14 protein-coding genes are annotated in these 14,507 nt (G+C 70.7%); 8 read left to right on the top strand and 6 right to left on the bottom strand.

Annotated features, from left to right (window positions below):
• Positions 1-131: 131 nt before the first annotated feature.
• Positions 132-1,532: a metallopeptidase TldD-related protein gene (locus ACFVYL_RS02665; RefSeq protein WP_389712487.1), complete on the top strand. Its 1,401-nt coding sequence runs from the start codon at positions 132-134 to the stop codon at positions 1,530-1,532.
• 56 nt (positions 1,533-1,588) lie between these two features.
• The gene (gene tyrS / locus ACFVYL_RS02670; RefSeq protein WP_389712488.1) at positions 1,589-2,857 is read left to right on the top strand and encodes a tyrosine--tRNA ligase; all 1,269 of its coding nucleotides are present in this window, start codon (positions 1,589-1,591) and stop codon (positions 2,855-2,857) included.
• 57 nt (positions 2,858-2,914) lie between these two features.
• Here the strand turns inward: tyrS and ACFVYL_RS02675 are convergent, their stop codons facing one another.
• Positions 2,915-3,190, bottom strand: a complete 276-nt coding sequence (locus ACFVYL_RS02675; RefSeq protein ID WP_389712489.1) for a GlsB/YeaQ/YmgE family stress response membrane protein — start codon at positions 3,188-3,190, stop codon at positions 2,915-2,917.
• Between the two features lie 223 nt (positions 3,191-3,413).
• Between ACFVYL_RS02675 and ACFVYL_RS02680 the strand changes: the two genes are divergently transcribed.
• Both ACFVYL_RS02680 and ACFVYL_RS02685 read left to right on the top strand, forming a co-directional pair.
• Positions 3,414-3,800: a DUF3099 domain-containing protein gene (locus ACFVYL_RS02680; protein ID WP_389712490.1), complete on the top strand. Its 387-nt coding sequence runs from the start codon at positions 3,414-3,416 to the stop codon at positions 3,798-3,800.
• A gap of 187 nt (positions 3,801-3,987) precedes the next feature.
• Entirely contained in the window at positions 3,988-4,218 is a 231-nt protein-coding gene (locus ACFVYL_RS02685) for a hypothetical protein (RefSeq protein ID WP_389712491.1), read from the top strand.
• Between the two features lie 22 nt (positions 4,219-4,240).
• Here ACFVYL_RS02685 and moaA read toward each other — a convergent pair whose 3' ends face one another.
• The 3 genes from moaA to ACFVYL_RS02700 form a co-directional block, all read right to left on the bottom strand.
• A complete protein-coding gene (moaA, locus tag ACFVYL_RS02690) occupies positions 4,241-5,248 on the bottom strand; it encodes a GTP 3',8-cyclase MoaA (protein WP_389712492.1) in 1,008 nt (335 codons plus the stop codon).
• Between the two features lie 158 nt (positions 5,249-5,406).
• Entirely contained in the window at positions 5,407-7,044 is a 1,638-nt protein-coding gene (locus tag ACFVYL_RS02695; protein ID WP_389712493.1) for a cation acetate symporter, read from the bottom strand.
• Positions 7,041-7,427 carry a DUF485 domain-containing protein gene (locus ACFVYL_RS02700; protein WP_389712494.1) on the bottom strand — a complete coding sequence of 129 codons (387 nt, stop codon included), beginning with the start codon at positions 7,425-7,427 and terminating at the stop codon, positions 7,041-7,043. Before ACFVYL_RS02700 ends, ACFVYL_RS02695 begins: the two co-directional genes overlap by 4 nt.
• Before the next feature lie 354 nt (positions 7,428-7,781).
• Here ACFVYL_RS02700 and ACFVYL_RS02705 point away from each other — a divergent pair, with 354 nt between their 5' ends.
• The 4 genes from ACFVYL_RS02705 (at position 7,782) to ACFVYL_RS02720 (ending at position 12,714) form a co-directional block, all read left to right on the top strand.
• Positions 7,782-9,326: a S8 family serine peptidase gene (locus ACFVYL_RS02705; protein ID WP_389712495.1), complete on the top strand. Its 1,545-nt coding sequence runs from the start codon at positions 7,782-7,784 to the stop codon at positions 9,324-9,326.
• An 89-nt stretch (positions 9,327-9,415) separates the two neighbouring features.
• The gene (locus ACFVYL_RS02710; RefSeq protein WP_389712981.1) at positions 9,416-10,912 is read left to right on the top strand and encodes a S8 family serine peptidase; all 1,497 of its coding nucleotides are present in this window, start codon (positions 9,416-9,418) and stop codon (positions 10,910-10,912) included.
• An 80-nt stretch (positions 10,913-10,992) separates the two neighbouring features.
• Positions 10,993-11,562: a hypothetical protein gene (locus tag ACFVYL_RS02715; protein ID WP_389712496.1), complete on the top strand. Its 570-nt coding sequence runs from the start codon at positions 10,993-10,995 to the stop codon at positions 11,560-11,562.
• Between the two features lie 147 nt (positions 11,563-11,709).
• A complete protein-coding gene (locus tag ACFVYL_RS02720) occupies positions 11,710-12,714 on the top strand; it encodes a CopD family protein (RefSeq protein WP_389712982.1) in 1,005 nt (334 codons plus the stop codon).
• On the opposite strand, the gene ACFVYL_RS02725 is transcribed toward ACFVYL_RS02720, so the two are convergent.
• Positions 12,683-13,405, bottom strand: a complete 723-nt coding sequence (locus tag ACFVYL_RS02725) for a lysoplasmalogenase (protein ID WP_389712497.1) — start codon at positions 13,403-13,405, stop codon at positions 12,683-12,685. The two genes, ACFVYL_RS02720 and ACFVYL_RS02725, sit on opposite strands and share 32 nt — an antisense overlap.
• On the bottom strand, positions 13,402-14,298 hold the full coding sequence (locus ACFVYL_RS02730) for a sterol desaturase family protein (protein WP_389712498.1): 897 nt from the start codon (positions 14,296-14,298) through the stop codon (positions 13,402-13,404). Before ACFVYL_RS02730 ends, ACFVYL_RS02725 begins: the two co-directional genes overlap by 4 nt.
• Between the last annotated feature and the right edge of the window lie 209 nt (positions 14,299-14,507).

Consider the following 14,507-nt stretch of genomic DNA (forward strand, 5'->3'; position numbering starts at 1 on the left):
TCGCCGTGTCCGCGCCCATGGGCGGCTACGCTCACCGGCATGGCTGACCGCGTGCACATAGCGACCGCGACCGTACTGGTCCCGCCACATCCGTGTTCACCGCCGGGCGGTGCCCGCAAGGAGGCCGGCCGATGAGCCCGTCGATGCGCAAGCCCAAGCCCCACGAGATCGTCGAGCGCGCCCTCGAACTGTCCACCGCCGACGGCTGCGTGGTGATCGCCGACGAGGAGTCCACGGCCAATCTCCGCTGGGCGGGCAACGCGCTGACCACCAACGGCGTCACCCGTGGCCGCACCCTCACCGTCATCGCGACCGTCGACGGCAAGGAGGGCACCGCCTCCGGCGTCGTGACGCGCTCGGCCGTGACCGCGGACGACTTGGAGCCGCTGGTGCGGGCCGCGGAGAAGGCGGCGCGCGGCGCTGGTCCCGCCGAGGACGCGCAGCCGCTCGTGACCGGCACCGCCGCGTCCCCGGACTTCACCGAGGCCCCCGCCGAGACCTCCTCCGCCGTCTTCGCGGACTTCGCCCCGGCGCTCGGCGAGGCGTTCGCCCGGGCCCGGGCGGGCGGGCGCGAGCTGTACGGCTTCGCGAACCACAGTCGCGTCTCCAGCTACCTCGGTACGTCGACGGGGCTGCGGCTGCGCCACGACCAGCCGACCGGCACGTTCGAGCTCAACGCCAAGTCGCCCGACCGCACCAGGTCGGCGTGGGCGGGGCGGGCCACCCGCGACTTCAAGGACGTGGACCCGACGGCGCTAGACGCGGAGCTCGCGCGGCGCCTCGGGTGGGCGCGGCGGCGCATCGACCTGCCCGCCGGACGGTACGAGACGCTGCTGCCGCCGACCGCCGTCGCGGACCTGCTGATCTACCAGATGTGGTCGTCGTCGGCCCGCGACGCGGCGGAAGGCCGCACCGTGTTCTCCAAGCCGGGCGGCGCGACGCGCCTGGGCGAGCGGATCGCGGGGCTGCCGCTGACGATGCGCAGCGACCCGCACGAGCCGGGCCTGGAGGCGGCGCCGTTCGTGCTCGCGCACGCATCGGGCGGTGACTCCTCCGTCTTCGACAACGGTCTGCCGCTGGCCGCCACCGAGTGGATCCGCGCCGGTGACCTCGCTCACCTGGTCACCAGCCGGCACAGCGCGGGCCCGGCCGGGCTGCCGGTGACACCGGCCGTCGACAACCTCGTCCTGGACGGCGGCGGCGACCGCTCCCTGGCGGAGATGGTCGCGGCCACCGAGCGCGGGCTGCTCCTCACCTGCCTCTGGTACATCCGCGAGGTCGACCCGGCGACGCTGCTGCTCACCGGCCTGACCAGGGACGGCGTGTACCTCGTCGAGCACGGCGAGGTCGTGGGCGAGGTGAACAACTTCCGGTTCAACGAGTCGCCGGTCGACCTGCTCGGCCGGGCTACCGAGGCGGGCCGCACCGAGAAGACGCTGCCCCGCGAGTGGGGCGACTACTTCACCCGGGCCGCCATGCCCGCGCTGCGCGTCCCGGATTTCAATATGAGTTCCGTCAGCCAGGGCGTATAACCTCGGACCTTGCACTTCCGTGCGACGCACAGGCACACCCAAGGAGACACGAGACCGTGACGGACATCGTCGACGAGCTGAAGTGGCGGGGACTCTTCTCCCTGTCCACCGATGAAGACGCACTGCGCAAGGCGCTCGCGGACGGTCCCGTCACGTTCTATTGCGGCTTCGACCCGACCGCGGCGAGCCTGCACGTCGGGCATCTGGTGCAGGTCCTCACCGTCCGCAGGCTGCAGCAGGCGGGGCACCGTCCGCTCGCGCTGGTCGGCGGGGCCACGGGCCAGATCGGCGACCCGCGGCCGACCGCCGAGCGCACCCTGAACGACCCGGAGACGGTCGCGAACTGGGTGTCCCGGCTGCGCTCGCAGATCGAGCCCTTCCTGTCCTTCGAGGGCGAGAACGGCGCGACGATGGTGAACAACCTCGACTGGACCGCGGGCATGTCCGCGATCGAGTTCCTGCGCGACATCGGCAAGCACTTCCGCGTGAACAAGATGCTGACCAAGGACTCCGTGGCCCGCCGCCTGGAGTCCCAGGAGGGCATCTCCTACACGGAGTTCAGCTACCAGCTCCTGCAGGGCATGGACTTCCTGGAGCTCTACCGGCGGTACGGCTGCGTGCTGCAGACCGGCGGCAGCGACCAGTGGGGCAACCTCACGGCGGGCATCGACCTGATCCACCGCCTGGAGCCGGACGCCACGGTCCACGCGCTCGGCACGCCGCTGATGCTCAAGTCGGACGGCACCAAGTTCGGCAAGTCCGAGGGCGGCGCGATCTGGCTCGACCCGGCGATGACCACGCCGTACGCGTTCTACCAGTTCTGGCTGAACACGGACGACCGGGACGTCTCGACGTACCTGCGGATCCTGTCCTTCAAGTCCCGCGAGGAGCTGGAGGAGATCGAGAAGCAGACCGAGGAGCGTCCGCAGGCGCGTGCCGCGCAGCGCGCGCTCGCCGAGGAGCTGACCACGCTGGTGCACGGCGCGGACCAGTGCGCCGCGGTCATCGCCGCGTCGAAGGCGCTGTTCGGCCAGGGCGAGCTCGCCGAGCTGGACGAGGCGACGCTGGCCGCGGCGCTCTCCGAGCTGCCGCGCGTCGAGGTCGCCGAGCTCGGCCCGGTCGTCGATCTGCTCGCCGAGGTCGGCCTGGTGGCGAGCAAGTCGGCGGCCCGGCGCACGGTCAAGGAGGGCGGTGCCTACGTGAACAACGTGAAGGTCCCCGCCGAGGACGCCGTGCCGGACCGTACGGAGCTGCTGCACGGCCGCTGGCTCGTGCTGCGCCGCGGCAAGAAGAACCTGGCCGCGGTCGAGGTCACGGCCGGCTGACCGGCCCCGCGCACACGAGAGGGCCGGGTCCGTGCGGACCCGGCCCTCTCCGCGCGGTCAGGCCGTTCGTCGGTTGCCCCGGATCATCTTGTACGCCGCGTCACCCAGGCCGACGACGACCACCGCCGCCACCAGCTGCAGCGCGTGGCGGCCCCAGTCGATGCCCTTGGTCTCGTTGATGCCGAACTGCGTCGCGAGCCAGTTGCCCAGGACGGCTCCGATGATGCCGAACACCGTGGTCAGCCAGAGCGGACTGTGCTGCTTCCCGGGCAGGATCGCCTTGGCAATCAGCCCCAGCACGAATCCCACGATGATCGCCCACAACCAGCCCATAGCTGCCTCCTCGTAGCTCTACATGAGCGTTACGGACAGTGTCGTCCGGTCCGCCATACGGCGCATGTCGGGCACCGCCATACGTGGCACGGCGCAGGAGGAGCACCGAGGTGAGGGCTGCCCCGGTCTCGTAGGCTGCGCAGCCGCGGCGTAACGTTGAGCCGGTCGGACCGGGGCACGTCTCAGGGAGAGTCCGGCACAGCGGACAGGGCGGTGGAGCGTGATGCGGAAGCAGAGCAGCGGCCAGGTCTTCCGGATCACGGGGGCCCGGCAGGGTCTCGCGGAGGATGTCCGGGGCAGGCAGCGCCGGTATGTGATCTCCATGTCGGTACGGACCGTGTCCGTGGTGGCCGCGGCCGTGCTGTGGAACGTCGAGCGGCACGTCGCGCTCGTCGCCCTGGTCCTCGGAATCCTCCTGCCGTACGTCTCGGTCGTGATCGCCAACGCCGGCCGGGAGAACATACCGTCCCTGCCGTCGACGTTCGTGCCCGCTCCTTCTCGGCCAATGCTGGCGCCGCCGGTCGCGGCCGGTGCCGCGGAATCCGCCCAGGAAGATCCCCTGGAGCCCTCGCACGACCAGCGGCGGGGCGCCGCGAGCGAACAGAGCTGACCGTCGACGTTGCGCCAAGCTCAAGAAAACCTCAGATCAATCATGTAGTTCCGGTGCCAGTCACCGGGTCCCCCATGACATACTTCGTACGCGCTCCGCATCCCCCGTCGGAGCGACAGACCGACGCCGGGCAGCTCCCCCCGTGGCTGCTCGGCGTCGCCTTGTTGTGAAGCACTTGGACGCGACTGTGAGTGACGAAATCCCCATCTGTTCCGCCAAGGGCTGCCGCGTCGACGCGGTCTGGGTGCTCGCCTGGAACAACCCCAAGATCCATACGCCGGAGCGGCGCAAGACGTGGCTCGCGTGCGAGGAGCACCGCGAGCATCTCGCCCAATTCCTCGGTGTACGCGGCATGTTGAAGGATGTCGTCGCCCTTGAGGAGTGGCGGGCGCGCGAGGCCGACGGCGGCCAGGGCTAGGGTCCTGGCCGGGTAGTGTCCGTCAGCCGCCGATCGCCGACATCGGGCGCTCCGGCTGCAGGAACGACGGGTCGTCCAGGCCCGAGCCCGCCTTCTTGCCCCACATCGCGAGCTTCCAGATGCGGGCGATCGCCTCGTCCGAGCCGTCCGTGGTGTCCTCGGGGGCCGCCCGCAGCGCTCCGCGCAGGTCGGTCTCCTCGGTGGCGAAGAGGCAGGTGCGCACCTGTCCGTCGGCGGTCAGCCGGGTCCTGTCGCAGGCCGAGCAGAACGGGCGGGTCACCGAGGCGATGACGCCGACGCGGTGCGGGCCGCCGTCGACGATCCAGCGCTCCGCGGGTGCCGAGCCGCGCTCCGTGGAGCCTTCCTCGGTGAGCTCGAAGCGGGTGCGCAGGGACTGCAGGATGTCACCGGCCGTGATCATGCCGTCGCGCTTCCAGCCGTGCTGGGCGTCGAGGGGCATCTGCTCGATGAAGCGCAGCTCGTACTCGTTCTCGACGGCCCAGGCGAGGAGGTCGGGGGCCTCGTCGTCGTTCAGCCCCGGCATCAGGACGGTGTTGACCTTGACCGGGGTGAGGCCGGCGTCGCGGGCCGCTTCGAGGCCTTCGAGGACGTCCTTGTGGCGGTCACGGCGGGTGAGTGTCTTGAACACGTCGGGGCGCAGAGTGTCCAGGGAGACGTTGACCCGGTCCAGGCCCGCGGCCTTGAGGGCCTTGGCGGTGCGCTTGAGACCGATGCCGTTCGTCGTCAGGGACATCTTCGGGCGGGGCTCCAGCTGGGCGCAGCGCTCGACGATGCCGACGAGGCCGGGGCGCAGGAGCGGCTCGCCGCCGGTGAAGCGGACCTCGGTGATGCCGAGCCGGGTGACGGCGATGCGCACGAGGCGGACGATCTCGTCGTCGGTGAGCAGGTCGGGCTTGGCCAGCCACTGCAGGCCTTCCTCCGGCATGCAGTACGTACAGCGCAGATTGCAGCGGTCGGTCAGTGATACGCGCAGGTCAGTGGCTACGCGGCCATAGGTGTCAATGAGCACTGCGGCCCCTCCCCGGCGGTTGGTGCTGATGTTCCCGACTGCTTTCGACCTTACGCCAGACCTCTGACAACGCCATGGGCCATTTGCCACGAGGAACGCAGCGGCCGCGTCGTAGGACTCTACGACGCGGCCGCTACGAACGTGTGAACAAATGGCCGTCAGTGGGCTCCGACGCCGGTGAGGGACTTGACCTCCAGCTCAGCGTACTTGCCCTTGTCCGGCTCCTCCTTGGAGAGGAGCGAGCCGAGCCAGCCGAGCAGGAAGCCCAGCGGGATGGAGATCAGGCCCGGGTTCTCCAGCGGGAAGTAGTCGAAGTTCGCGTCGGGGAACATCGAGCTGGGTTTGCCGGAGACGACCGGTGAGAACAGCACCAGGCCGACGGCGGCGACGAGGCCGCCGTAGATGGACCAGAGCGCGCCCTGCGTCGTGAACCGCTTCCAGAACAGGCTGTAGAGGATGGTGGGCAGGTTGGCGGAGGCCGCGACCGCGAAGGCGAGGGCGACCAGGCCCGCCACGTTCAGGTCGCGGGCGAGGGCGCCGAGCGCGATGGAGACGACGCCGATGAAGACGGTCGCCCACCGGGCGGCCTTCATCTCCTCCTTCTCGGTGGCCTTGCCCTTGCGGATGACGTTGGCGTAGATGTCGTGCGCGAACGAGGACGACGAGGCCAGGGTGAGGCCCGCGACGACCGCGAGGATCGTGGCGAAGGCGACCGCGGAGATCACCGCGAGCAGGAGCGCGCCGCCGGTGGAGTCGCCACCGCCGCCGATCTCCATGGCGGTGAGCGGCGCCGCGGTGTTGCCCGCCTTGTTGGAGGCGATGATGTCGCCGGGCTTGAGCAGGGCGGCGGCGCCGAAGCCGAGGATGATCGTCATCAGGTAGAAGGCGCCGATGATGCCGATGGCCCAGTTCACGGACTTACGGGCGGCCTTGGCGGTGGGCACCGTGTAGAAGCGGATCAGGATGTGCGGCAGGCCGGCGGTGCCCAGGACCAGGGCGATGCCGAGCGAGATGAAGTCCAGCTTGGTGGTGCCGCTCGCGCCGTACTTGAGACCGGGCTCCAGGAAGGCGGAGCCCTTGCCGCTGTTGGAGGCGGCGGTGCCGAGCAGGTCGGAGACGTTGAAGTCAAACTTCAGGAGGATCAGGAAGGTGATGAGGATGGTGCCCGCGATGAGCAGGACGGCCTTCACCATCTGCACCCAGGTGGTGCCCTTCATGCCGCCGATGGTGACGTAGACGATCATCAGGACGCCGACGAGGGCGACGATGAGGATCTTGCCTGCGTCGGAGGTGATGCCGAGCAGCAGCGAGACCAGGACGCCGGCGCCCGCCATCTGCGCGAGCAGGTAGAAGATCGAGACGACGATGGTGGAGGTGCCGGCCGCGGTGCGGACCGGGCGTTGGCGCATGCGGTACGCGAGGACGTCGCCCATCGTGTACCGCCCGGAGTTGCGCAGGGGTTCGGCGACCAGGAGGAGTGCCACGAGCCAGGCGACCAGGAAGCCGATGGAGTAGAGGAAGCCGTCGTATCCGAAGAGGGCGATGGCGCCCGCGATGCCGAGGAAGGACGCGGCGGACATGTAGTCGCCGGAGATCGCCAGGCCGTTCTGGAAGCCGGTGAACTGGCGGCCGCCCGCGTAGAAGTCGGCGGCGCTCTTGGTCTGCCGCCCGGCCCACACGGTGATGAAGAGGGTCGCGACGACGAACACCGCGAAGAGGCTGATGATCAGCGTCCGGTGCTCGGAGGCGTCGGTCGCCGCCGCCAGGTCGATGACGGCGGGGTGCGCGTGGCTCATGCGTCGCCCTCCATGCGGGTCTCCATGCGGGACTTGATCGCCTCGCCCTTCGGGTCGAGCTTCGCGGCGGCGTACCGCGAGTAGAACCAGGCGATGAGGAACGTGGTCAGGAACTGCCCGAGGCCGAGGACCAGGGCGACGTTGATGTTGCCGAACAGCTTGGTGCCCATGAAGTCGCCCGCGTAGTTGGAGAGCAGGACGTACACGAGGTACCAGGCGATGAAGGCGATGGTGAGCGGGAAGGCGAACGAGCGGTGTGAGCTGCGCAGTTCAGCGAAGTCCGCGCTCTCCTGCACCTCGATGAACTCCTCCGTGGAGGGCGCGTGGGGAGCGGGTTCTTTTCCTGCGCCACCCTTCGAGGGGGGCGGTGCGTCGGTGGCCACGGAGTCTCCTCGTGGGGCGGGTGGGGTGGGGACGGACAGTTGTTCCATGAGCTCTCGGGCCTCACGTCCGGAGTGACGCGGATCACGTGGGCCACGGATGGCGATGCTAAGGCCACGGGACGTGATCCGACAGGGGGTTGATGTTGCTTCCGTTCTCTGCTCAACGTCCTGCCGGGGCCCGCGACGTGGCCGAACTCCCCCATTTCTTCGGTAAGTCATTGCTGGCCTGGGAGTTTCAGGGTTAGCTTCACCCTGAACCACCCGTCATGTACCTGCCCGAGCACCGGTCGTGTTCGGGCAGTTCCGTTTGCAATTCCGCATGCGGTTCTCGTCTCCGGATGATGTGGAGATCCCATGGCTCATCTGCGTTCCAGACGTCGTACGGCGCTCACCGTGCCGCTCGGCCTCGCCCTCGCCGCCTCGGTCGGCTTCATGCCCGGCTCCGCCACCGCGGCCCCGGACGACTCACCCGCCCCCGTGTCGGCGCAGGCCGCGCAGGACGCCCCCGTCTTCGCGTACGTCGTCAACACCCGTACGGACCCCAGGACGATCGCGTCCGTGAAGCGGGAGATAGCCAGGGCCGGCGGCACCGTCGTCGTCACCCACGAGAAGATCGGCGTCATCGTCGCCCACTCCGCCAATCCGGAGTTCGGCGAGCGGATACGCGGCGTCCGCGGCGTGCAGTCCGCGGGCGCGACCCACACGTCGCCGCTGAAGGCAGCGGGCACCACCGACGACGGCCCGGCGAAGCTCCTCGGCAAGGCCGCGGCCAAGTCCCTGAAGCAGCAGGCCGCGCCGGGCGACGAGCCCATGGAAGCGGACCAGTGGGACCTGCGGGCGATCGGCGCCGACCGGGCGGCGAAGATCAACCCGGGCAGCAAGAAGGTCACCGTCGCCGTGATCGACACCGGCATCGACGACACCCACCCGGACCTCGCCCCCAACTTCTCGGCCGCGCAGTCCGCGAGCTGTGTCGGCGGCAAGGCGGACACCTCGGCCGGGGCCTGGCGCCCGGCGACGAAGGACAGCTACCACGGCACGCACGTGGCGGGCGAGATAGCCGCCGCGCGCAACGGCGTCGGCGTGGCCGGTGTCGCGCCCGGCGTGAAGGTGGCGGGCATCAAGGTCGCCGACCCGGTCGACGAGCTGTTCTACCCGGAGAACGTGGTCTGCGCGTTCGTGTTCGCCGCCGAGCACAGCGTCGAGATCACCAACAACAGCTACTACGTGGACCCGTGGCTGTACAACTGCAAGGACGACCCGGACCAGAAGGCCATCCTCGACGCGGTCAACCGCGCCCAGCTGTACGCCCAGAAGAAGGGCACCCTCAACCTGGCCTCCGCGGGCAACTCCAACCACGACCTGGACTCGGACGCGATCGTCGACTCCTCCAGCCCGGACGACTCCACTCCGGTGCCCCGCACCATCGACCCGCACGAGTGCTTCGACGTGCCGACCCAGCTGCCCGGTGTCGTCACCGTCAGCGCGACCGGCGTGAAGAACCTGAAGTCGATCTACTCCAGCTACGGCAAGGGCGTCATCGACATCGCGGCCCCCGGCGGCGACAAGTTCCAGATCCCGGCCGACACCCCGTCGAAGAACGGCCGCATCCTCTCCACCATGCCGGGCGGCGAGTACGGCTGGCTGCAGGGCACCTCGATGGCCTCGCCGCATGCCGCCGGCGTCGCCGCGCTCATCAAGTCCACGCACCCCAAGGCGGGCCCGGCCGAGCTCCAGCGGCTCCTGAAGAAGCAGGCGGACCGCCTGGAGTGCCCGTCCGCGTACGACCCCGACGGCGACGGCGACATCGACGCGGTCTGCCAGAGCGGTGGCAAGGGCAAGAACGGCTTCTACGGCAGCGGGCTCGTCGACGCGCTCGACGCCGTGAAGAAGAAGTGAAGAGGAGACAGCTCGTGACCAGGTCCCACACCACGGCCGCCGCCTTCCTGCGCTCGCGCCGCGCGCTCGCCCTGCCGCTGGGCGGTGCGATGGTCTGCGCCGTCGCCTTCCTGCCGGGCACGGCGTCGGCGCGACCCGCGGCGCTGCCGGACGCCCCGGCCGCGGCCTCCGCCCCGGCCTCCGCGTCCGACGCCGCCTCGATGAGCTACGTCGTGAACGTCCGTCCAGGCAAGGGCACTTCGGCACGCGTCGAGAAGGCCATCGCCAAGGCCGGCGGCTCCGTCGTCATCGCGTACGACCGCATCGGCGTCATCGTCGTCCACTCGGCGAACCCGGACTTCGCGAAGACGATCCGCAAGGTCAAGGGCGTCGACTCGGCGGGCGCGACCCGCACCGCGCCGCTCTCCGCGCAGGCGGACGACGCCCTGGAGTCGGAGCGGCCGCTGACCGCCGCCGAGGCGAAGGCCGCGGCCGGCAAGGCATCGGCGGGCCAGGACGAGCTGGAGCCCCTGCAGTGGGACCTGCCCGCCATGAAGGCGGACAAGGCGCACGAGATCTCGCTCGGCAGCCGAAAGGTCACCGTCGGCGTGCTCGACTCGGGGGTCGACGACACGCACCCCGACATCGCGCCGAACTTCGACCGCGGGGCCTCGGCGAGCTGCCTGGGCGGCATACCCGTCCAGAAGGGCGACGCCTGGCGTCCGGTGTCCGGCGAGAGCGACCACGGCATGCACGTGGCGGGCACCATCGCCGCCGCGAAGAACGGCACCGGCGTCACGGGCGTCGCGCCCGGCGTGAAGGTGGCGAGCCTGAAGGTGGCCGAGCCCGCGACCGGCATGTACTACACGGAGGCCGTCGTCTGCGGCTTCGTGTGGGCGGCCGACCACGGCGTCGACGTCACCAACTCCAGCTACTACACCGACCCGTGGCTGTTCAACTGCACGACCGACGACGACCAGAAGGCCCTGGTCGACGCGGTCGGCCGGGCGACCAGGTACGCCGAGCGCAAGGGCGCGGTGAACGTCGCGGCCGCGGGCAACGCGAAGACCGACCTCGCCCAGGACGAGATCCTCGACGACTCCAGCCCCGACGACACCACTCCGGTGCCGCGGACCGTCAAGACCAAGGACTGCTTCGACATCCCGTCGCAGCTGCCGGGTGTCGTGACGGTCTCCGCCACCGGCGCGAAGGGCATCAAGTCGTCGTACTCGAACTACGGCAAGGGCGTCATCGACATCGCGGCGCCGGGCGGCGACTCCACCAAGTACCAGCCCCCGCAGGCACCGGCCGTCGACGGCCGGATCCTGTCGACGCTGCCGGGCGGCAAGTTCGGCTACAAGGCCGGTACGTCGATGGCGTCCCCGCACGTCGCGGGCCTCGCCGCACTGGTCAAGTCCACGCACCCGCACGCCTCCGCGGCGCGGGTGAAGGAGCTCATGTACCGCCAGGCGGACCGGATGGCGTGCACCGATCCGTACGACTTCGACGGTGACGGCAAGGTCGACGCGGTCTGCGAGGGCGGCCGGAACAAGAACGGCTTCTACGGCGTGGGCATGGCCGACGCGCTGGACGCCGTGCGCAAGTAGAGCCGCTTCGCGGTGGTTCGGGCCGGGCGGTCGCAGGCCGCCCGGCCCTTCGCGAGCGGCGCGGGAGAGGATGTCGAACCATGTACGAATACAGGGACGGTCAGTTCGTCGGATCCGGCACGCAGGCGTGGGTGGCCTGGCCCGTGCGGCCCCGGTGGCAGTTGATGCTCCGGTTCGCCGCGACCGTGGTGTTCATGCCGTTCTGGATCGCGTTCGGGATCGTGGTCTTCTGCGCCACCCTCGCCATCGGCCTGCTCACCGAGGTCGTCGCCGCCGTGAGCTCCTCGTACGAGAAGGGCTTCGACCGGTTCATGGACAGCGCGATGGGGCGGATCACCACGCTCCCCCGCTGGTGCGTGCTCTGGTCCGAGGCGCGGTACGAGGGGGACACCGAGCACTACCGTGCCGAGGTCGACAAGCAGCTGGCCCGGTGGACCGCCAGGGCCTCGGCCCCGCGCGAGCCCAGGAAGCCGCGGCCGCCCACCGAGTGCGAGATCCCGCGCCGCGTCTACCGCGGTGTCGGCGGCCACTACGTCGTGCGGGCCGCGGCCGCCCAGGGGTGGGAACTGCGGCCGTCGGAGCCGGAGAAGTCGATCAGGCTGTGGTGGTCGGCGGCCTCCGCGCCGGAGGGAACCGCGCACTCGGCCTAGGTGTCCCGTCCGAACCTTTACGTCTGTTCGCAACGGTATTGCGCCGGTTGTCCCTCAGAACTTGCCCGTCGCGGGGCCCCTGGTGAAGATCCTGTGGTGAGCTCCGTACGACCGTCCGTCGAGCCCGGAGGCGACGCCACCAGCGGCATACCGGCCCCCGCCCCCGTCTCGCACCGCGCCCCGCGCCGCCGCCCGTCCGCGGGACGCGCCGCCGCCGTCCTCGTCCTGGTGGTCGTCGCCGCGCTGATTCCCCTGTTCGGCCCCTCGGCGGCGCTGCGCGGCACGGGCGAGGCCCAGGCGCCCGGCACGGCCGTGATCACGTTCCTGCGGGCGGTCCTGTTCGCCGCCCTCTCCGTGCCCCTTGGCGAGGTGTTCGCCGTCCGGCTCGCCCGTCGGGTGCCGGGCGCGCCGCTGAACCGGGCGCCGCGCGGCTGGGCGTCGCAGGCGGCGTGGGCGGGGAGCGCCGCGGCCCTCGGGCTCGCCGCGATCGTGGCCAACGGCAACCTCGTCCCGCGGGAGCTCTCCGACCTGGACATCGGCCGGCTCTACGACACCCGGGACGGCAGGCTCGCCCTCCTGGAGGTGAACGCCTTCATCGTGGCCGCGCTCTGCGCACGCTCACGGCGCCCGGCCTGCGCGGCGCTCCCGCTGGCCGCGGTGATCGTCGCGGAGGCGCTGCGGGCCCACCCTCCGGTGGAGGACTCCCCGCTCGTCGGCAGCGGCCTCACCCTGGTGCACCTGTCGTGCGGCGCGCTGTGGGCGGGCGGCCTGCTGTACGTCCTGCGCCTGCTGCGCCGGTGGCGGACGTCCGCTCCGCAGGAGGCCGCCGCGGTACTGGGCCTCTACGCGCGCGTGGCGGCCGTCCTGTTCGCCGCGATCACGGCGACCGGCGTGTGCAGCACGCTGCGCCGCATGCCGCCGGGCACGGTCGTCGACCAGCTCACCGACACGGCCTACGGGCGCGCCCTGGTCGCCAAACTGCTGCTCGTCGCCGCCGTCGCGGTGCTCGCGCTGCTGGCCCGCCGCCGGCTGCGCCGCACGGCGGACCGCGTATCGGCGTACGTTCCGGCGCGCGCGGAGGTGATCGCGCTGGGCCTCGTCGTGGCGCTCTCGGCGCTGCTCACCGCGGTGCCGGTACCGATCCGCTGGTGACTTCCACCGGGCGCGGTTCCGCGTCGGCGCCGGTCCGGAGCACCGCTCGGGCCAGCAGGAACTGGGCCGCGATGTACGTGATCATGATGGCGAAGTCGGGGCGGGGCACCTGTGGCCAGTCGGCGACACCGGTCGCTATGAGGGTGTCCGAGAGCAGGAACAGTGCCCCTCCGGCGGCCGCCGTGGCACCGAGTGTGGTCGCGCCGAAGGCCATGGCGGTGAGCAGCAGGCTGTAGCCCGCGACCGGGCCCCGCATGTCGGCCGGCAGGTCGGGCCAGAGCAGGGTGACGGTGCCGGCGAGGGCGAGGGCGTACGCGGAGACCAGGCCCGCGCCCCGCGCGCGGGGCGAGCCGGCGCCGCCTCCGTATGCCGCGTACCGCTGGATGTCCCCGTACCGCCTGAAGAGCACGAGGTAACAGACGTGTCCGGCGGCGAAGGAGCCCATTCCGGCGAGGAAGGCGGGCTCGGCGTCGAAGAGCAGGAACGTATCGCCGCCCCAGCCGAAGAGGAGGGCCACGATCAGCAGCCGGGGGCCGCCGAGCGCGGCGGCGTACCCGGCGAGCAGGGGCATGAGCAGCGGCTTGAGGACGGCGTGGCCGGGGCCGGAGTCCGCCAGGAGCGCGACGAGGTCGCCGGCCGCGGCGACGCCGAAGGCGGCGAGCAGGAGCCCCGGCGCCGGCCGGCGCGTCACGCCGCCCGCTCCGGGACGCTCACGCCGGGGGCGGGCACGGCTGACGGGGGCGCCTCGGGGGTCTTCGGCTGCCAGCCCGGGCCGCCGAAGACGCGCCCGGCCCGCTCGCGCCAACCGGTGGCCGCCTTCAGGTCCTTGGCGATGGCCGCGTACTCGTGGGTCGCGACGCGCAGCGGGTTGTACGTGTCGATGTTCTTCGTCAGTCCGTACACGGGGCGGTCGGTCTCGGCGACCCAGGAACCGAACATCCGGTCCCAGATGATCAGGATGCCGCCGAAGTTGCGGTCCAGGTAGCCGCCCTGGGACGCGTGGTGCACGCGGTGGTGCGAGGGCGTGTTGAAGACGTACTCGAAGGGGCGGGGCAGCTTCCCGATGCGCTCGGTGTGGATCCAGAACTGGTAGACCAGGTTGGCCGATGAGCAGAACGCGAGCGCCGCCGGGTGGACGCCGCAGGCGATGAGCGGCAGGTAGAACGGCCACACCGTGAGGCTCGTCCAGGGCTGGCGCAGCGCCGTCGTGAGGTTGAACTTGCGGCTGGAGTGGTGCACGACGTGGCAGGCCCAGAGGATGCGGATGACGTGGTGGCCCCGGTGCGACCAGTAGTAGAAGAAGTCCTGGGCGAGGAGCATCAGCGGGACCGTCCACCACAGGACCGGCACGCGCAGCGGGGTCAGCTCGTAGACCAGCGTGTAGATCGCGACGATCGGGATCTTCCACAAGAAGTCGAAGACGAGGCTGCCGAGCCCCATGCCGATGCTGGTGGCGGCGTCCTTGGTCTCGTACCCCGCGGCGTCGTCGTCGGGATGGATCCGGTGGCTCACGATCTCGACGACGGTCAGCAGCACGAAGGCGGGGATGGACCACAGCACGACATCGGGCAGGTTCGGGGACATGCGTGCACCGTAGAACGGCTATTCGTCCACGACTAGAGGTTGTTACCCACAAGTATTACCGGCGGTACGGGAGCGGTTGTTGGTGATCCTCACCAAACTCCTGGCTTCAAACGGCGAGAATCCCGCCGGTGGGATCTCACACCCCGGCCGCCCGGGCCGGGAGGACCGCACGCGGCACGCCGTCCGGTGCCCTCGGCCACCGCAGGTCC

The sequence above is a fragment of the Streptomyces sp. NPDC058308 genome (assembly GCF_042880275.1).
GTDB lineage: Bacteria > Actinomycetota > Actinomycetes > Streptomycetales > Streptomycetaceae > Streptomyces.